14 protein-coding genes and 1 pseudogene are annotated in these 17,674 nt (G+C 58.0%); 7 read left to right on the forward strand and 8 right to left on the reverse strand.

The features are described from left to right. Positions 1-116: 116 nt before the first annotated feature. The 3 genes and pseudogenes from IEV54_RS07125 to gshA form a co-directional block, all read left to right on the forward strand. Positions 117-2,295: pseudogene (locus tag IEV54_RS07125) on the forward strand (Tex family protein); the annotation flags it as partial. Between the two features lie 175 nt (positions 2,296-2,470). Beyond that, positions 2,471-2,857 carry a PaaI family thioesterase gene (locus IEV54_RS07130; RefSeq protein WP_150276626.1) on the forward strand — a complete coding sequence of 129 codons (387 nt, stop codon included), beginning with the start codon at positions 2,471-2,473 and terminating at the stop codon, positions 2,855-2,857. A gap of 66 nt (positions 2,858-2,923) precedes the next feature. Further along, positions 2,924-4,504, forward strand: a complete 1,581-nt coding sequence (gshA, locus tag IEV54_RS07135) for a glutamate--cysteine ligase (protein ID WP_150276627.1) — start codon at positions 2,924-2,926, stop codon at positions 4,502-4,504. Between the two features lie 48 nt (positions 4,505-4,552). Here gshA and IEV54_RS07140 read toward each other — a convergent pair whose 3' ends face one another. Beyond that, a complete protein-coding gene (locus tag IEV54_RS07140) occupies positions 4,553-4,951 on the reverse strand; it encodes a flagellar basal body-associated FliL family protein (RefSeq protein WP_150276628.1) in 399 nt (132 codons plus the stop codon). Positions 4,952-5,114: 163 nt separating this feature from the next. Here IEV54_RS07140 and IEV54_RS07145 point away from each other — a divergent pair, with 163 nt between their 5' ends. Then, positions 5,115-6,092: an NADPH:quinone oxidoreductase family protein gene (locus tag IEV54_RS07145; protein ID WP_150276629.1), complete on the forward strand. Its 978-nt coding sequence runs from the start codon at positions 5,115-5,117 to the stop codon at positions 6,090-6,092. A 166-nt stretch (positions 6,093-6,258) separates the two neighbouring features. Here IEV54_RS07145 and trmL read toward each other — a convergent pair whose 3' ends face one another. From trmL to glnA, 5 genes are all read right to left on the reverse strand, one after another. Next, positions 6,259-6,723, reverse strand: coding sequence for a tRNA (uridine(34)/cytosine(34)/5-carboxymethylaminomethyluridine(34)-2'-O)-methyltransferase TrmL (gene trmL / locus IEV54_RS07150; RefSeq protein ID WP_150276630.1), 465 nt, complete (start codon positions 6,721-6,723; stop codon positions 6,259-6,261). Positions 6,724-7,037: 314 nt separating this feature from the next. Further along, complete coding sequence (gene ntrC, locus IEV54_RS07155; RefSeq protein WP_150276631.1) at positions 7,038-8,468, reverse strand: nitrogen regulation protein NR(I); 1,431 nt, start codon at positions 8,466-8,468, stop codon at positions 7,038-7,040. Next, positions 8,455-9,552 (reverse strand): nitrogen regulation protein NR(II), encoded by a 1,098-nt coding sequence (glnL, locus tag IEV54_RS07160; protein ID WP_150276632.1) that lies wholly within the window; start codon positions 9,550-9,552, stop codon positions 8,455-8,457. Before glnL ends, ntrC begins: the two co-directional genes overlap by 14 nt. A gap of 319 nt (positions 9,553-9,871) precedes the next feature. Further along, positions 9,872-10,501 carry a DUF4124 domain-containing protein gene (locus IEV54_RS07165; protein ID WP_150276633.1) on the reverse strand — a complete coding sequence of 210 codons (630 nt, stop codon included), beginning with the start codon at positions 10,499-10,501 and terminating at the stop codon, positions 9,872-9,874. Between the two features lie 130 nt (positions 10,502-10,631). After that, on the reverse strand, positions 10,632-12,035 hold the full coding sequence (glnA, locus tag IEV54_RS07170; RefSeq protein WP_150276634.1) for a glutamate--ammonia ligase: 1,404 nt from the start codon (positions 12,033-12,035) through the stop codon (positions 10,632-10,634). Positions 12,036-12,470: 435 nt separating this feature from the next. On the opposite strand from glnA, the gene typA reads away from it, so the two are divergent. Next, complete coding sequence (gene typA, locus IEV54_RS07175) at positions 12,471-14,279, forward strand: translational GTPase TypA (protein WP_150276635.1); 1,809 nt, start codon at positions 12,471-12,473, stop codon at positions 14,277-14,279. 92 nt (positions 14,280-14,371) lie between these two features. Here the strand turns inward: typA and IEV54_RS07180 are convergent, their stop codons facing one another. Beyond that, positions 14,372-15,277, reverse strand: coding sequence for a flagellar motor protein MotB (locus IEV54_RS07180; protein ID WP_150276636.1), 906 nt, complete (start codon positions 15,275-15,277; stop codon positions 14,372-14,374). After that, positions 15,277-16,050 (reverse strand): flagellar motor protein PomA, encoded by a 774-nt coding sequence (gene pomA / locus IEV54_RS07185; protein ID WP_150276637.1) that lies wholly within the window; start codon positions 16,048-16,050, stop codon positions 15,277-15,279. The genes IEV54_RS07180 and pomA overlap by 1 nt, the downstream gene beginning before the upstream one ends. 389 nt (positions 16,051-16,439) lie before the next feature. Between pomA and IEV54_RS07190 the strand changes: the two genes are divergently transcribed. Both IEV54_RS07190 and IEV54_RS07195 read left to right on the forward strand, forming a co-directional pair. Further along, positions 16,440-17,294 carry a DNA ligase gene (locus IEV54_RS07190; protein WP_150276638.1) on the forward strand — a complete coding sequence of 285 codons (855 nt, stop codon included), beginning with the start codon at positions 16,440-16,442 and terminating at the stop codon, positions 17,292-17,294. A 184-nt stretch (positions 17,295-17,478) separates the two neighbouring features. Beyond that, positions 17,479-17,613: an entericidin A/B family lipoprotein gene (locus IEV54_RS07195; RefSeq protein ID WP_150276639.1), complete on the forward strand. Its 135-nt coding sequence runs from the start codon at positions 17,479-17,481 to the stop codon at positions 17,611-17,613. Positions 17,614-17,674: the final 61 nt, after the last annotated feature.

The following is a 17,674-nucleotide window of genomic DNA, read 5'->3' on the forward strand; positions in this document are numbered from 1 at the left end:
TTTGTACAAGTTTTTTGCCCCCTTGGCTCTGCTATCTGTCTTTTGTCGATCCGCCCCGCAAGCGAATCTGTCGGTTATACTGCCCGGCTTGTAAAACTGAACCGGAAATCGTGCCCATGGAATCTATCGCCTCACGCATCGCCACCGAACTCGCTGTTCGCTCCGAGCAGGTCGACGCGACCGTGAGATTGCTGGATGAAGGCGCCAGCGTACCCTTTATCGCCCGTTACCGTAAGGAAGTCACCGGTAGCCTGGATGACACCCAGTTGCGCTACCTTGAAGAGCGATTGCGCTACCTGCGTGAACTCGAGGACCGCCGCTCGACCATTCTTGCCAGTATTGGCGAGCAGGGCAAGTTGACTGCTGAGCTCGAGCGCGATATCCGCGGGGCTGACAGCAAGACCCGTCTGGAAGACCTCTACCTGCCTTATAAACCCAAGCGTCGGACCAAGGGCCAGATCGCCCTGGAGGCTGGTCTGGGACCGTTGGCCGAGAGCCTGTATGCCGATCCTTCCCTGACGCCTGAGCAAGAGGCGGCGGCCTTCGTCGATGCAGAAAAAGGCGTGGCTGACGTAAAAGCCGCCCTTGATGGTGCCAAGTATATTCTCATGGAACGCTTCAGCGAGCAGGCAAGTCTGCTCGAGCGGTTGCGCGGTGCACTGCGCCAGGACGGTCGGGTGGTCTCCAAACTGGTGGCTGGCAAGGAGCAGGAGGGCGCCAAGTTCCGCGATTACTTTGATTACTCAGAAGACCTGCGCAAGGTGCCTTCCCATCGTGCGTTGGCCATTTTGCGTGGGCGCAATGAAGGCATTCTCAGTATTGCCCTGGAGTTGGGTGAGCCTGATCAGCCCGCCGGTACTCCCCATCCCTGCGAAGGTATGATCGCCCAGGCGTTCGAGATTCGTGATCAGGGTCGCCCGGCGGACCGCTGGCTGGCCGAGGTAGTGCGCTGGACCTGGCGGGTCAAATTGTTGGGTCAACTGGAAACCGAGCTGCTGGGTGATCTGCGCGAAAGCGCAGAAGACGAGGCCATCCGCGTGTTTGCCAGCAATCTCAAGGATCTGCTGTTATCCGCTCCAGCCGGTCCACGTGTGACGCTGGCGCTGGACCCGGGTCTGCGTACCGGGGTCAAGGTGGTGGTCGTGGATGTCACTGGCAAGCTGGTGGATTACACCACCATATTCCCCCATGCACCGCGCAACCAGTGGCAGGAATCCCTCGCGGTGTTGGCTGGCCTGTGCGACAAGCACAACGTGACGCTGCTGGCGATTGGTAACGGTACCGCCTCGCGCGAGAGCGACAAGCTGGCGGGTGATCTGATCAAGCTATGCCCAAAACTGCCCATGCAGAAGATCATGGTGTCGGAAGCGGGTGCCTCGGTGTATTCGGCGTCCGAGCTGGCAGCCAAGGAGTTCCCGGAGCTTGACGTCACCTTTCGCGGCGCGGTGTCGATTGCCCGGCGCCTGCAGGATCCTCTGGCCGAGCTGGTCAAGATTGAGCCCAAGGCCATCGGGGTTGGCCAATATCAGCATGATGTCTCCCAGGTCAAGCTGGCTCGGAGCCTGAATGCAGTGGTGGAAGACTGTGTGAACGCCGTTGGCGTGGACCTCAATACCGCATCCGCACCGCTGCTGACCCGCGTCTCAGGCCTGAATCCGACCATTGCCCAGAACATCGTCGACTACCGTGACCAGCATGGCGCCTTTGGCAGTCGCCGAGAGTTGCTCAAGGTGGCCCGCCTGGGCGACAAGACCTTTGAACAGGCTGCAGGCTTTCTCCGGGTGATGAGCGGCGATAACCCCCTGGATGCCTCCGCGGTTCACCCCGAAGCCTATCCGCTGGTTGAGCGCATAGCCAGCGAGACCGGCCGTGATGTGCGTAGCCTGATTGGCGACTCGGCCTTCGTTCGCAAGCTCGATCCGAAGAACTTTACCGATGCCCACTTCGGTATTCCAACCATCAGCGATATCCTGCTCGAGCTGGACAAGCCGGGTCGTGACCCGCGTCCGGAGTTCAAGGCAGCTGCGTTTCAGGAAGGGGTCGAAACCATTCGCGACCTCACACCAGGCATGCAGCTCGAAGGGGTTGTCAGCAATGTTGCCAACTTCGGCGCTTTTGTGGATATCGGCGTGCACCAGGACGGTCTTGTGCATATTTCCATGCTCGCCCACCAGTTCGTCAAGGATCCCCGGGACGTGGTCAAAGCCGGCGATATCGTCCGCGTGAAAGTCATGGAAGTGGATATCCCGCGCCAGCGCATCAGCCTCAGCATGCGCATGGATGACGAGCCTGGCGCCGCGACCCAGGGCCGGACTGGTGACTCGGATCGACCGGGCAAGGCGCAGGGCGATCGTGCCAAAAACACTGGGCAGGGCCGTGGCCAGAGCGCTGGTGCTGGTGCGCAGCCAGCCGCCGGTGGTACCTTTGCCAACCTGTTTGCCAATGCCAAAGACCTGAAGAAGCGCTGAGAATGAGCCCACATCCCACATTGAATCGTATGAGCGCCTTTACCCGGATGCTCGGCCTTGAGTTCAAATCCATCGAGGTCGGCACCTGTACTCTGACGCTGCCGATCCGCGAGGATCATTTCAACTCTACCGAGCGGGTGCATGGCGGAGTTATCTTCTCGCTATTGGATTCGGCCATGGGCGCTGCTGCGTTCAGCGTACTGGAGCCCCACGAATCCACTGCTACAGTGGAGTGCAAGATCAACTACACCCGTGCGGTGGTCGGCGGTGAGCTGGAATGCATCGGCAAGGTTGTGCATGCCGGTACCCGTACCGTTGTGGTCGATGGCGAGATCCGTCAGGACGGCGCCCTGGTCGCCAAAGCCCTCGGCACCTTCGCGCGGATCTGATCCGGTATTCATCAGCATGCCATGCGCGCATTGCGCAGCGGCCCGTAAGGCTAAGGAGTGACAACCTTGTCACCAGCATTCAGCGACACCCTTGATCTGTTCTACACCACGGCTGGGCGCGAGGCCCTGCGCGGTTGCCGCCACGGTATCGAAAAGGAAAGTCTGCGCACAACCCCGGACGGCACGCTGGTGCACACGCCGCACCCGGTTGCCCTGGGCTCTGCACTGACGCACCCGAGCATCACCACCGACTATTCAGAGGCGCTGATCGAGCTGATTACGCCGGTCAATACCAGTCTGAAAGGGTTGTTTGACAGCCTCGATATGACCCACAGATTCGTTTATGCCCAACTGGGCGATGAGTTGCTGTGGACCGAGTCGATGCCCTGCCGCCTGCCCGCGGATGCCGATATTCCGATTGCCTGGTACGGCACTTCCAATGTTGGCATGCTCAAGAATGTCTACCGCCGTGGCTTGGCGATTCGCTATGGCAAGGCGATGCAGTGTATTGCTGGTATTCATTACAATTTCTCGTTGCCGTCCCAGCTTTGGGCGACACTCCAGCAGCGCGCGGGTGATCAGCGTTCGGCTCAGGATTATCAGTCCGACCGCTACATGGCGATGATCCGCAACTTCCGTCGTTATGCCTGGCTGTTGATGTACCTGTTCGGCGCTTCACCGGCGGTCTGCGCGACCTTCCTGCAGGGGCGTGACCACAAGCTGCAGAAGCTGGGCGACAACACACTTTACCTGCCCTATGCCACCAGCCTGCGCATGAGTGACCTGGGTTACAACAACAATGCCCAGTCCGGGTTGAACGTCTGCTATAACACCCTGGAAAGCTATATCCACAGTATGCAGGAAGCTATCGGTCTGCCCTTCGCGGCCTATGATCGCATGGGTACCCACGACAGCAACGGTCAATGGCAGCAGCTCAACACCAATCTGCTGCAGATCGAGAACGAGTTCTACAGCCCGATTCGTCCCAAGCGGGTAACCCACAGCGGCGAAAAGCCAGTGCATGCGCTGGCCTCGCGGGGGGTTGAGTATATTGAAGTGCGTTGCATGGATATTGATCCGTTTGTGCCGATGGGTGTCGAGCCGGCTACCGCCCGTTTTCTGGACAGTTTCCTGCTTTATTGCGCCCTGCAGGAAAGTCCCCCGCTCACCGAGGAAGGTTGCACAGAGACCGGCGAAAACTTTGCGCTGGCAGTCAAGCGCGGTCGTGAGCCCGGCCTGCAGCTGTCCGATAGTGGCGTGAGTCGCGAGCTGACTGCCTGGGGTGAGGAGCTGCTGGAGCGCATTGGTGAATGCGCAACCTTGCTCGATGGCGTGCATCAGAGTGAGGCTTATGGTGAAAGTCTGGCTGCGCAACGGGCCAAGCTGGTCGATCCGGCCCTGACTCCCTCGGCACGGGTGCTTGAGGCTATTGCTGGACACGGCAACAGTTTTTTCCGCTTTGCCCTGGAGCAATCCAAGGCGCATCAGGCGTACTTTGCGGCCCGGCCGCTGGATGAACAAACGCTCGCAGCCTATCAGGCAGAGGCGGCTGCCTCGCTGGCCGATCAGGCGGCAATCGAAGCAGCTGACACGGTGGATTTCGACAGTTTCGTCGCCAGCTACCTGAGTCAGGGTATCGACGATTAGTTGAGTGCCTTCACCTAGCCCGCTCTGGTTCGGTGAAGGCCGAGCAGCCTACTGGGTGACCAGGTTGGTAAACAGCAGATCGTCTACCAGGGGCGTGCCTTCTTCTTCCTCAAGCACTTCACGCACTGCAGCCAGCGCCTTGCTGCGCAGCGCCTCCTTGCCTTCCAGGGTCGCGACGCTCTCCAGCGTCTCGTGGGCAAACAGACTGACCAGCGCATTGCGGATCAACGGGTCGTGATATTCGATGCGCGGAACTGCTGTTGGATCGTTGGCCCGCAGTGCCACGTCGACCTTCATGTACTGGATCTTGGGCCCCGGGCCAACGGTACCGACAAAGGACGGCTTGAGCTCGACGTATTGGGCTGCTGCCACAGGGGTATCCTGAGCCTTGGCGGGCAGTGCCGCAAACAGGCTCAGCAGAAGGGGCAGGGCGAGGATCATGCGCATGGGATAGACTCCTTGTAATTGCCCACAGGATAGCCGAGCGCGGTCCGCCAGCCAACCGGCGCCGCAGCCGATCTTATGAATGGCAATCAATCAAGGGTATGGTCATTGACCCGGTTGCCCTGCTTGCGACTAGACTGTCTGAAAATCTGATAATGGAGTCATCATGAAAGCCGTATTGTGCAAAGAATTTGGTCCTGCCAGCTGCCTGGTACTGGAAGAAACCGCCGATCCCGTAGCCAAGGCCAATGAAGTGGTCCTGGACATCCATGCCGCAGGGGTCAACTTTCCCGACACGCTGATCATTGAGGGCAAGTACCAGATCAAACCACCGTTTCCGTTCTCCCCGGGTGGCGAAGCGGCTGGCGTGATCGCCAGCGTCGGCGAGAAGGTTCGCCATCTCCAGCCCGGCGACCGGGTCATGGGTCTGACCGGCTTCGGCAGTTTTGCTGAACAGATCGCAGTTGACGCGATGCGCGTATTGCCGATTCCCAAGGATATGGATTTTGTTACCGCGGCCGGTTTCAGCATGACCTACGGCACCTCGATGCACGCCCTCAAGCAGCGTGCCGACCTCAAGCCCGGCGAAACCCTTCTGGTACTCGGTGCTTCGGGTGGCGTAGGCCTGGCAGCCGTGGAAATCGGCAAGGCAATGGGTGCGCGCGTTATCGCCGCCGCCTCAAGCGCTGAAAAGCTCGAAGTGGCACGTGCTGCTGGCGCAGACGACCTGATCAACTACAGCGAAGTCAGCCTCAAGGACGCCGTAAAGGAACTCACCAAGGGGCAGGGCGCGGACGTAATCTATGATCCGGTCGGTGGTGATCTGTTCGACCAGGCCGTGCGCTCGATCAACTGGAAAGGCCGTTTGCTGGTAGTAGGCTTCGCCAGCGGCCGTATTCCGGAGTTTCCGGTTAACCTGGCGCTGCTCAAGGGATCTTCCATTGTCGGCGTATTCTGGGGTTCTTTCGCCGCACGTGAGCCACAGACCAATCTGGAAAACTTCCAGCAGTTGTTCGCCTGGTTCAGTGAGGGCAAGCTCAAGCCATTGGTCTCGGAAAAATTCCGCCTGGACCAGTATGAAGATGCGCTGAACATCCTGACCTCACGCAAGGCTGTGGGCAAGGTTGTGGTTCAGGTACGTTAAACCCAGCGGCAAGCTTCAAGTTTCAAGCTTCAAGCTTCAAGCTTCAAGCGGTTCAGTTTGATCGGGAAAATAGTGCTCTTGCCGAAAGAAATAAGTTGACTGGCATGGCGCACCGACCAGGCTGATCATGCTTGCAGCTTGCAGCTTGCAGCTTGCAGCTTGCAGCTTAGAAGGCGCCCTCATACCCCTGCTGCCGCCAGGCTTCGAATATCAGCACCGCAGCACTGTTCGACAGGTTCAGGCTGCGGCTGTCTGGCCGCATCGGAATGCGCAGCACCTGATCCTGCGGCAGGCTTTCGCGAACAGCTGCCGGCAGGCCCCGGCTCTCGGGACCGAACAGAAACAGATCCCCCGGCTTGAACGCCACCTCACTGAAATTACGCGTGCCCTTGGTGCTCAACGCAAACACCCGCTCCGGCTGCACGGCCGCTAAGCAGGCCTCCAGATTCCCATGGGTCCTGACCGCAGCAAACTCATGATAATCCAGGCCCGCTCGACGCAATCGCTTGTCATCCAGCTCGAAACCCAAAGGCTCGATCAGATGTAATTGACAGCCGGTATTGGCGCACAGGCGAATGATATTGCCGGTATTGGGCGGGATTTCCGGTTCGAGCAGGGCGATGTGGAACATGGCGGCGCGCGCTTTCAGAAGTGGGGAGCCGCGCAGTTTAGGGGGTGGCGCGCGCAGCGGCAAGCCACAAGCTGCAAGCTGCAAGTAGTCCGAGCAGATAGGCGAATTTGCTGTATCGGCAGAATTGGGTAGACAGGGATCAAATGGGCTTCACTCTGAATCGCTTGCAGCTTGCAGCTTGCAGCTTGCAGCTTGCAGCTTCTTTCCTTTCGCCCATAAAAAAAGGCAACTCCAGCCTGCCTGAACTGGAGTCACCCCAAATACACCCATAGTTACCTTTGCATCAAGCGTGCCAAGGCTTCCCCGGTGCTCGGTTACTCGGTTTCGTCCTCGTCGTGGCCGTCGATATTCATCCCCAGTTCCTTGATCTTGCGGGTCAGGGTATTGCGGCCCCAGCCCAGCAACTGCGCGGCGTCTCGGCGTCTGCCGGCAGTGTGCTTGAGAGCTGTTTCGATCATGATCCGCTCGAAGGCAGGGACGGCGGTTTCGAGTAGGCTGGTGACACCGCGGTCCAGCTCCTGGTCGGCCCAGATGCGCAAACTGTGCTCCCAATGGCCGTCGGCTGCACTGTCCTGGTGCTGATTGAGCATTTCCGGAGGCAGATCTTCAACTAACACCTCGCGGCTGGAGGCCATGACGGTGATCCAGCGGCAGGTGTTTTCCAGCTGACGCACGTTGCCCGGCCACGGCAGGCTGCGCAGGTAGTCGCGGGTTTGAGGCTTTAGTACCTTGGGTTCGACGGCTAGCTCCTTGGCGGCACGGGCGAGGAAGTGCTGGGCCAGAGCCGGGATGTCTTCGCGGCGCTCGGCGAGCTTGGGGATGTGAATGCGGATCACGTTCAGGCGGTGGAACAGATCCTCACGGAAGTTGCCGGCTTGTACCAGGTCCTCGAGATTCTGGTGGGTGGCAGCGATGATGCGCACGTCCACCTTGATCGGGACGTGGCCGCCCACGCGGTAGAACTCACCATCGGCCAGCACGCGCAGCAGACGGGTCTGGGTTTCCGCCGGCATGTCGCCAATTTCGTCGAGAAACAGGGTGCCGCCATCGGCCTGCTCGAAACGGCCGCGGCGTTGCACTGCCGCGCCGGTAAAGGCACCTTTTTCATGACCAAACAGCTCGGATTCCATCAGGTCCTTGGGAATTGCCGCCATGTTCAGCGCGATGAACGGGTTGCGTGACCGCGGGCTGTGGCGGTGCAGTGCGTGGGCTACCAGCTCTTTGCCAGTACCGGACTCACCATTGATCAGTACAGTGATATTGGAGTGGGACAGTCGGCCGATGGCACGGAAGACTTCCTGCATCGCTGGCGCTTCGCCGATTATCTCCGGCGTGCGTGCGGTGCTGAGGTCGGGCCCCTGGCCTTCCTGCTCGCGGCTATGGGCCAAGGCGCGGCGAACCAGCGCCACGGCTTCGTCCACGTCGAACGGTTTGGGCAGGTATTCGAAGGCACCACCCTGGTAGGAGGCAACTGCGCTGTCCAGGTCGGAGTGGGCGGTCATGATGATCACTGGCAGCTTCGGCAGTCTGTTTCTCAGCGTGGATAGTAACTCGAGACCGCTGGTCCCGGGCATGCGTATATCGCTGATCAATACGTCTGGTTGTTCGCGTTGCAGGCGGGCAAGAGCTGCGTCGGCATTGTCGAAACTGACGGACTCCATGCCCTCCTGCTGCAGCGCTTTTTCCAGCACCCAGCGTATCGAACGGTCGTCATCGACGATCCAGACGTTTTCAGTTCGGCTCATGGGTTTTGTCTCCGGGTACGGGTTCAAGTGGCAGGAACATGGTGAATACAGTGCGTCCAGGCTTGCTGTCGCATTCGATCAGGCCCTGGTGTTGACTGATGATGTTCTGGGTAATGGAAAGCCCCAGGCCGGTGCCCTCGGGGCGCCCGCTTACCATGGGGTAGAAAATGCTGTCGACAATGTCACGGGGGATGCCCGGGCCGTTGTCGATGACCTGCACCAGACAGACCAGGCGGTGGCGCACCTGTCCGATGGTGAACTGACGTAGGGCCCGGGTGCGCAGGGTAATGCGACCCTTTTTCAGCCCGCCCTGTTCAGCGATTGCCTGCATTGCGTTGCGCACTATATTGAGCAGGGCCTGGATCAGTTGCTCGCGGTCGGCCATTATTTCCGGAATGCTTGGATCGTAATCCCGGCGTAGCGTTAGTTCGTGTTGGGTCTCAGCCTCCACCAGGCTATAGACTCGCTCGGTGATCTCATGAATGTTCAGGGGCTGTAGTTTTGGCGGGCGATAGGGCCCGAGCATGCGATCAACCAGATTCCGCAGCCGGTCGGCCTCTTCAATGATCACATCGGTATAATCCTTGAGCGATTCTTCCGGCAATTGGCGGGCCAACAATTGGGCCGCGCCGCGTATGCCGCCCAGAGGGTTCTTGATCTCATGAGCCAGGCCGCGCACCAGAACCTTGGTGACCTCCTGCTTGGAGAGCTGGGCCTCCTCCTTGGTGATGCGCAGCAAGCGGTCGCGGGGATGCAGTTCCAGTAGTAGCCAATTTGTGGGAGCGTTGACAATGGGCGTTACTGAGTAGTCGACCATGAGACTCTGGCCGTTGTTCAGGTTCAGCTGTGCTTCGCGTTTGGTGAAGGGATCTCCGTCCGCCACCGCATGCTGCAGAGAGTCGATCGCTGCCTGATTATCATGGAAAAGCTCGCCGACCGGTTGTTGCGAAACACGCTGACCGCTGACCTCCAGCAGTATCTCAGCGGCTGGATTCATGTACCGCAGACAAAGGTGGTCATCCAGCAACAGCACAGCTGTGGTCAGGTTATCGAGTATCTGGCGTAAAAATCGATCAGGCAGCATATGAAGTCCCGTAGTTTGTGCAGACAAATGCAAGAAGCGAACCAATACGGGGCGTAAAACACGCCCTGGGTACTGGTTCGGCCGGCCGGACTATCCTGGGCCAGTACTTGTTTTGGTGCGAAGGCCTGTTCGTGAGCGCGCAAGTCGCTTGCATCGGGCTCTAGGGGCGTTCGATACACCGGCGTGGATGACCGGCGCGAGGGTGGTCGGCATGCGTCGATGATCAGTTAGCGCGATCAACGTCAGGATTCATGCACGAAATCCGGCGCACCAGCAATCAGTATGCACCAATATGGTGCGCCGTATTGACGCGGTTCAATCAGGGTGCTGTGCCGCCGGGTGCAGGAATCTGGGGAGCCTGGGGTGCGCTGTTTGGGCCGGTACGTCCGGGCTGCAGAATGGACGTGCGTTGAATATGTACGGTAATGCCCTGGCTGCGTTGTACTTCTTCGCCACGGGTGTTGGTTACTACAAGGGCAACATTGTGTGAGCCTCGGTCGAGTTCGCGCAGCGTCAGACGCTGGGTTGACTGCCCATTGCCGGCAACCGCCTCCTGTCGCATTTCGCCATCGACGTTGGCCCGCAATATGTGGCCGGGTGAGAGGGGTGGGTCAGTATTGATCGTCAGGGTGAGGTTGCCATCATTTGCACGTATGCCTTCGTCGTTCTTGGGACTGGCAATTTCGAGTGTGCGATAGCCACTATTCAGCTGGCCTTGGCGATCTTCATTGCGGTTCTGGGCACCTTGTCGGGCTTCCGGTGTCTGGGGCACTACCGACTCCAATGTATTGGTTGGCGGTAAATCAACCTGGCGGGAATCCGGGTGGGGCTGGTCGGAATAGATCTTGTTGCCCTGCGCGTCAGTCCAGGTATAGATCTGCGCGTTGGCGAAGCCGGCCAGCGAAGCGAGGAGGGCGCTCAGGGCCCAGCACAAATGAGTTCGCAGCATCGTTGTCACTCCTGTGATTCGAGGTCTCAGCCTTGCACCTGCGCGCTGATCTGGCAAGGTCCGGCGGACGGGCGAAAAAAAAGGGCGCCTGAAAGGCACCCTTTTTTCGACCGCAGCTACAACATCGGGTTCATACGCTGTAGTACAGATCGTACTCGAGGGGGTGAACGAAGGTGCGCACCTTGATTTCCTCGGCGGCTTTCAGTTCGATGTAGGCATCGATCAGGTCGTCGGTAAATACGCCGCCCTTGGTCAGATACTCACGGTCAGCGCTCAGGGACTCGAGTGCTTCTTTCAGGCTGCCACATACCTGCGGGATCTGGTTCGCCTCTTCAGGCGGCAGGTCATACAGGTTCTTGTCTGCAGCATCGCCAGGGTGGATCTTGTTCTGGATGCCGTCCAGACCAGCCATCAACAGTGCGGCGAAGCACAGGTAGGGGTTGGCAGCCGGATCAGGGAAGCGTGCTTCGATGCGACGCGCCTTGGGGCTTGAAACGTATGGAATACGGATCGAGGCCGAGCGGTTGCGGGCCGAGTAGGCAAGCATGACCGGCGCTTCAAAGCCAGGAACCAGACGCTTGTATGAGTTGGTAGCCGGGTTGGTGAACGCGTTCAGCGACTTGCCGTGCTTGATGATACCGCCGATGAAGAATAGGGCAGTGTCAGACAGGCCTGAGTAGCCTTCGCCAGCGAAGGTGTTCTTGCCATCCTTGGAGATGGACATGTGTACGTGCATACCGGAGCCGTTGTCGCCATACAGGGGCTTGGGCATGAAGGTAGCTGTCTTGCCGAAGGCATCGGCGACGTTGTGTACGCAGTACTTCAGGGTCTGTACTTCGTCAGCCTTGGCTACCAGTGTGTTGAACAACACGCCGATTTCATTCTGGCCGGCAGTGGCTACTTCGTGGTGATGGACTTCAATGGTCAGGCCCATCTCTTCCATCGCATTACACATGGCAGTTCGGACTTCATGATCGTGATCGACCGGTGGAACGGGGAAGTAACCACCCTTTACGGCGGGGCGGTGGCCCTTGTTACCGGTTTCGAAGTCGGCATCAGTGTTCCAGGAAGCCTGCTCAGAGATGATCTTGAACATGGAGCCGGAGATGTCCGATTTGAACTTTACTTCGTCGAACACAAAAAACTCGGGCTCTGGTCCAACAAATACGGTGTCACCGATACCAGTGGACTTCAGGTATTCCTCGGCGCGGCGAGCAATGCTGCGGGGATCACGCTCATACCCCTGCATGGTGGACGGCTCGATAATGTCGCAGACGATGATAACGGTTGGCTCTTCGGTGAAGGGGTCCAGTACCGCAGTGCTGTCGTCGGGCATCAGGATCATGTCGGAGGCTTCGATACCCTTCCAGCCGGAGATGGAGGAGCCATCGAACATCTTGCCTTCTTCGAAGAAGTCATCGTTCACATCACGGGCGGGCATGGTGACGTGCTGCTGTTTGCCTTTGGTATCGGTGAAGCGAAGATCAACCCACTTCGCGTCAAATTCTTTAATCAGTTTAACTGTCTTCGACATGGTTTCCTCCAGAAGGAATCATTAGCCAGGCATCTGACCCAGCGTTACAAAATTCGAGCGGAATACATCTACGCTCCGCTTGTGGTATTGAGGAGCAAAAGGTGTGCCATTTCAGAGCATGCCCTGAAACACCCGTTCCGTAAGCCTTGCATCAGTTGCTGCCGATTAATGCACCTAATAAGTGCGCCCTAAAATGGTGCGTATAAAGAGGCGACGATTCATTATGGTGCAATGCTGGCCAGTGTTTGATAACAACTGACCTACGAAATTCACACAGCGGCGCCTATGATGCTCTGCTTTACTGTTTCTTGCACTCGTCGACACGGAAAACTGCCGTTTCGTACAAAAAACATACACTGTCATGCGTGGGTCTGTATAATACCCCCCTCTTTTTTCAGTTAGCCGGGCTACGCCTGGCCACCCAGGATGTCCATAGTGATCGAGAATCTCCGCAACATCGCCATCATCGCCCACGTTGACCACGGTAAGACCACGCTGGTTGACAAGCTTCTGCGCCAGTCTGGCACCCTTGAGCGGAACGAGCTCGACACTGAGCGCTTGATGGACTCCAACGACCAGGAAAAAGAACGCGGCATTACTATTCTGGCCAAGAACACCGCCATCAACTGGCATGACCATCACATCAACATCGTTGATACCCCCGGCCACGCCGATTTCGGTGGTGAGGTAGAGCGCGTGATGTCGATGGTTGACTCGGTGCTGCTCCTGGTTGACGCGGTTGACGGCCCGATGCCGCAAACCCGCTTCGTGACCCAGAAAGCCTTCCAGGCTGGCCTGCGTCCGATCGTGGTCGTGAACAAGGTAGACCGCCCCGGTGCCCGTCCTGATTGGGTCGTAGATCAGATGTTTGATCTGTTCGACAACCTCGGTGCGACCGAAGAGCAGTTGGATTTCCCCATCGTGTTCGCTTCGGCGATCAATGGCATCGCCGGTCTGGCACATGATGATCTGGCCGAAGATCTGACACCCCTGTTTCAAGCTATCGTCGACAACGTGCCACCGCCGGCCGTTGACCGTGATGGTCCGTTCCAGATGCAGATCTCCGCACTGGACTACAACAGCTTCCTTGGCGTGATCGGTGTGGGTCGTATTGCCCGCGGCCGGGTCAAGGCAAACACCCCAGTGGTTGCCATTGACGTTGATGGCAAGCGCCGCAACGGTCGTATTCTCAAGCTGATGGGTCACCACGGCCTGCACCGCATTGACGTTGACGAAGCCGCCGCCGGCGATATCGTCTGCGTCAGCGGTTTTGACCAACTTTTCATCTCTGACACCCTGTGTGATCCGCTGAACGTTGAAGCCATGACCCCGCTGTCCGTTGACGAGCCGACCGTGAGCATGACCTTCCAGGTCAACGACTCCCCGTTCTGCGGCAAGGAAGGCAAGTTCGTCACCAGCCGGAACATCAAGGAGCGTCTGGACAAGGAGCTGCTGTACAACGTGGCTCTGCGTGTGGAAGAAGGCGACAGCGCTGACAAGTTCAAGGTGTCCGGTCGCGGCGAGCTGCACCTGTCCGTACTGATCGAAACCATGCGCCGTGAAGGGTTTGAAATGGCCGTAGGCCGTCCTGAAGTCATCATCCGTGAGATCGATGGCGAGAAGCAGGAGCCCTTCGAGAACGTCACCATCGACCTGGAAGAGCAACACCAGGGCGCGATGATGGAGCAGATGGGTCTGCGCAAGGGCGACCTGACCAACATGGTTCCGGATGGCAAGGGTCGTGTACGCCTGGAATACACTATCCCGGCACGTGGCCTGATCGGTTTCCGCAACCAGTTCCTGACCCTGACCTCCGGCTCGGGCATCATCACCAGCATCTTCAGCCACTACGGGCCGATCAAGTCCGGTGAAATGTTCGGTCGCCAGAACGGCGTACTGGTCTCCGTTGCTACCGGCAAGGCGCTGACCTACTCGCTGGAAACCCTGCAGGCACGTGGCAAGCTGTTCCTGGGTCATGGTGACGAGGTCTACGAAGGTATGTTGGTCGGCATCAACAGCCGTGACAACGACATGGGTGTTAACCCGACCAAGGGCAAGAAACTCGACAACATGCGCGCCTCGGGCAAGGACGAAACTATCGCCCTGGTCCCGCCGATTCGCTTCACCCTGGAGCAGGCGCTGGAGTTTATTGAAGACGACGAGCTGGCAGAAATCACGCCCAAGTCGATCCGTCTGCGCAAGAAGTTGCTCAGCGAGAACGAGCGTAAGCGCTCCAACAAGTAATCGGCTACATCTGTATTAAAAAACCCGCCCTTGTAGGCGGGTTTTTTATTGCTCTGATATCGGGGCGTCGGCTAATGGCTACTGCCGACCGTTTAACGCGCGTTTTGCACCTCGAACCCCTGAATGACCTGGTCGAGGTCATCTTCCATCAGTTCTCGCAAACGGGTTTCATACTGGTCTGCGGCCTCGGCCAGATCCACGACAATTTCCACTCGGCGGTTCAATGCGCGGGTTTCCGGCCATTCGTTGCTGGCTCGGGGCCGAGTGTCGGCATAACCCTGAACCTTGAGGCGTTGAGCTTCTACTGCGCCGGTTGCGAGCAGGGCATTGGCGACTGACGAGGCCCGCGCTGCGGATAGATCCCAGTTGGAGTTGAAGCGTGCGGTATTGATCGGTACGTCGTCGGTGTGGCCTTCGACGGTTATCTCACCCGGTAACTGACTGATGACTTCAGAAATTTTGAACAGAATATCCTCGAAGTCTTCAGTCATGACGGCCGAGCCCGATTGAAATGAGCCCCGCTCTTCGATCCGTATAATAACGCGCTTGCGGTCCTGTTCAAGCTGCAGGCGGCCTTCGGTCAGTTCCTGTTCCAATACATTCTTGATGGCTTCCAGGTTGACCTGAATTTGCTTCTCGGTTGTTGATGCGACCTGTTCCTGGAGGTCCGCCTCCATTTCTGCCCTCAGGGTGTCTATCTGCGGCAGTTCCTCGGTGGTTTGCTGCCGGACCTGATCTATCGGTGTGGGCTCGGGCTTGCCGGGTGAAAAGTTGTCGAAAATCGGACTGGTACCCATGGGGATCTCGAGTGCAGGCACGTCTCGCTGCACACCGAATGCCTTGCTCAATTCCCCGGCGATCTGCTTGAACTTCATGGCATCTATTTCAGAGAAAGACAGCAATAATACAAAGAAGCACATCAGCAGGGACATCAGGTCGGCGAAGGTCACGACCCAGGCGGGGATACCGGGTTTATCCTCTTCTTCTGGCAGCTCCATCAGGCTTCTCCGGGCTCGCCGGCGGTCTTGCCCCGCTTGTCGGGTGGGAGATAGCTGGCCAACAACTGTTCAACAATACGCGGGTTGGTGCCCTCCTGGATTGCCAGAACGGCGTCGATCCAGAGGCTCTGCATGCGCGCTTCCTCTGTCATTCGCAAGGACAGTTTATCGGCGATGGGATTACATATCATGGTGGCCAACATTGCGCCGTAAAGGGTTGTCAGCAGCGCTACTGCCATGGCAGGACCGATCGACTTGGGATCTTCCATATTCGACAACATCTGCACCAGGCCCACCAGGGTGCCGATCATGCCCATGGCGGGTCCTACATCGCCCAGAGCGGTAAACACTTTTGCGCCCCAGCGGTTGCGGTCCAGGGTTAACACCCGCTCCTTTTCGAGGATGGCTCTCACGGTTTCCTGCGGATGCCCATCAATCAACAGCTGAATGCCGCTTTTAAGAAAAGGGTTGTTGATTTCCTGGTCTTCGAGGGCCAGCAGGCCCTGCTTGCGAGCGACAGTCGAGAGGGCGACGAGCTCCGCAATACTGGCTTCGGTGTCGGGCAGGCGAAACTTGAAGGCTCGGCCGGCGACTTTGAATGCGCCGAAACACTGGGCAAAGCTGAACTTGGCCAGGACTACGAGCAGACTGCCGCCCAATACGATCAGTAGCGAGGGAACGTTCATAAATACCAGCGGGGATGCGCCAAGGGCAACAGCCGAGCCTATGATTCCCAGTGCGCCTAACAAGCCTACTAAAGTAGCTAAGTCCAAGAAAAACCTCCTTGTAGAAATAATGGCGCAGCAGTTGGGCGCAATGGCATGCGAATTCTAAGGCAATCACACCTTGCATTCCACAAACTAGCAGAGGGTAGCCCCCCTTTAGACCCCGATATAGACACATCCTGGAACAATATAGGGATCCTGTGGAGGCTGGCTTCCACTGTGCGGAATACATCGGTTCCGTCAGCGGCTCACTTCCGGGCGAAGAGAGACGGCCGGTGATCGCTGTGGATTTTTTCTTTCTGGCATTGGTTGGCAACTCTGAGGTTTTTCGGTTGGCAGTCACTCATGGGTATCGCAGTCTTGCCCACTGGTTACCCCCGTGATGAGTCGAGAGCCCGGGTGCAGCTTGATGCCCGGTCAGTGAAAAGGATGTCACCATGCGTCACATTATTCTGTTCTGCATCTGTTTTGTTGTATCAATCGTGGCATATGCCGCCATGGCGTCGGGTCCAGCCCATCAACCCATGCTGGCTGGCATTTATCCTGGCACCGCACCCGTTACTGAATACTGGGTCAGTGAAAAGCTTGACGGTGTGCGTGGTCATTGGGATGGCACGGCCCTCTGGACCCGAGGCGGCAATCGCATCAATGCGCCCATCTGGTTCACGCGGGGCTGGCCCGAGACGCCTATGGATGGCGAACTATGGATCAGCCGTGCACGATTTGATCAGGTCAGCGCCATAGTGCGCACCGCCGAACCGGATGAGACCGACTGGCAGAAGATCAATTTCATGGTATTCGATCTACCCGCGCACCGCGGAGAGTTCAGCCAGAGAGTGCTTGCCATGCGCCGCATCACAGCTTACGCCATACCATGGCTGCAACCGATCAGACAATTCAGGGTCGAGGGCGTCGAAGACCTGGATCGGCGCCTGGATAGACTGGTAGGAGCAGGAGGGGAAGGCTTGATGCTCCATCACCAGGAAGCTCTGTATTCAGCTGGACGCAGTCAGGGTCTGCTCAAGTACAAACTGCATGAAGATGCCGAGGCGCAAGTTGTGGGCTACACCAGAGGTCAGGGTAAATATGCCGGTATGGTGGGCGCGCTGGAAGTGGAAAGCGAGGACGGCAGGCGATTTCGTCTTGGCAGTGGGTTGAGCGACGATGACAGACTGCAACCGCCCCCTTTAGGTAGTTGGGTCACGTATCGTTTCAACGGGCTCACTTCAACCGGCCTACCGCGCTTTGCGCGGTTTGTACGTGTGCGCATGGAGTCCATTACGCCAGATTGAAGGTGGCGAGTTCGCCACGAGATCCAGCCACGGAACCGAATTGAAGAAATACGCTCCAATAAAGCAACGGAACTGCATTCATTCGGCAAGACATGGAGTAGTGCAGATTTCGGGAAGAGACGCAGTGGCATAACCACGGCGATATTTGCTTCACTCTTTTGAAGCGTTGGATAAGGAGCATGTTATGAGCCTGGAAATTAAATCGATTTTGCTGGGTATGGCCTTGCTGTTCGGTGTGGTTGGCTGCAACACCATGGAAGGCGCAGGAGAGGACATCGAAAGAGGTGGCGAAGCCATACAGGAAGGTGCTCGAGGCTGATTATTGCCTGGCGTCAGTGAAAGCTGGAACCGGTTGACTGGTCCCAGCTTTTTTTAAGTCT

Source organism: Halopseudomonas salina (genome assembly GCF_014637955.1).
Classification (GTDB): domain Bacteria; phylum Pseudomonadota; class Gammaproteobacteria; order Pseudomonadales; family Pseudomonadaceae; genus Halopseudomonas; species Halopseudomonas salina.

Bases quoted from the DNA above. Each gene is read 5' to 3' on its own strand.
- IEV54_RS07130 (WP_150276626.1), top strand. From the start codon at position 2,471: ATGAGCCCACATCCCACATTGAATCGTATGAGCGCCTTTACCCGGATG.
- IEV54_RS07140 (WP_150276628.1), bottom strand. From the start codon at position 4,951: ATGCGCATGATCCTCGCCCTGCCCCTTCTGCTGAGCCTGTTTGCGGCA.
- IEV54_RS07145 (WP_150276629.1), top strand. From the start codon at position 5,115: ATGAAAGCCGTATTGTGCAAAGAATTTGGTCCTGCCAGCTGCCTGGTA.
- trmL (WP_150276630.1), bottom strand. From the start codon at position 6,723: ATGTTCCACATCGCCCTGCTCGAACCGGAAATCCCGCCCAATACCGGC.
- ntrC (WP_150276631.1), bottom strand. From the start codon at position 8,468: ATGAGCCGAACTGAAAACGTCTGGATCGTCGATGACGACCGTTCGATA.
- glnL (WP_150276632.1), bottom strand. From the start codon at position 9,552: ATGCTGCCTGATCGATTTTTACGCCAGATACTCGATAACCTGACCACA.
- IEV54_RS07165 (WP_150276633.1), bottom strand. From the start codon at position 10,501: ATGCTGCGAACTCATTTGTGCTGGGCCCTGAGCGCCCTCCTCGCTTCG.
- glnA (WP_150276634.1), bottom strand. From the start codon at position 12,035: ATGTCGAAGACAGTTAAACTGATTAAAGAATTTGACGCGAAGTGGGTT.
- IEV54_RS07180 (WP_150276636.1), bottom strand. From the start codon at position 15,277: ATGGAGCTGCCAGAAGAAGAGGATAAACCCGGTATCCCCGCCTGGGTC.
- IEV54_RS07190 (WP_150276638.1), top strand. From the start codon at position 16,440: ATGCGTCACATTATTCTGTTCTGCATCTGTTTTGTTGTATCAATCGTG.
- IEV54_RS07195 (WP_150276639.1), top strand. From the start codon at position 17,479: ATGAGCCTGGAAATTAAATCGATTTTGCTGGGTATGGCCTTGCTGTTC.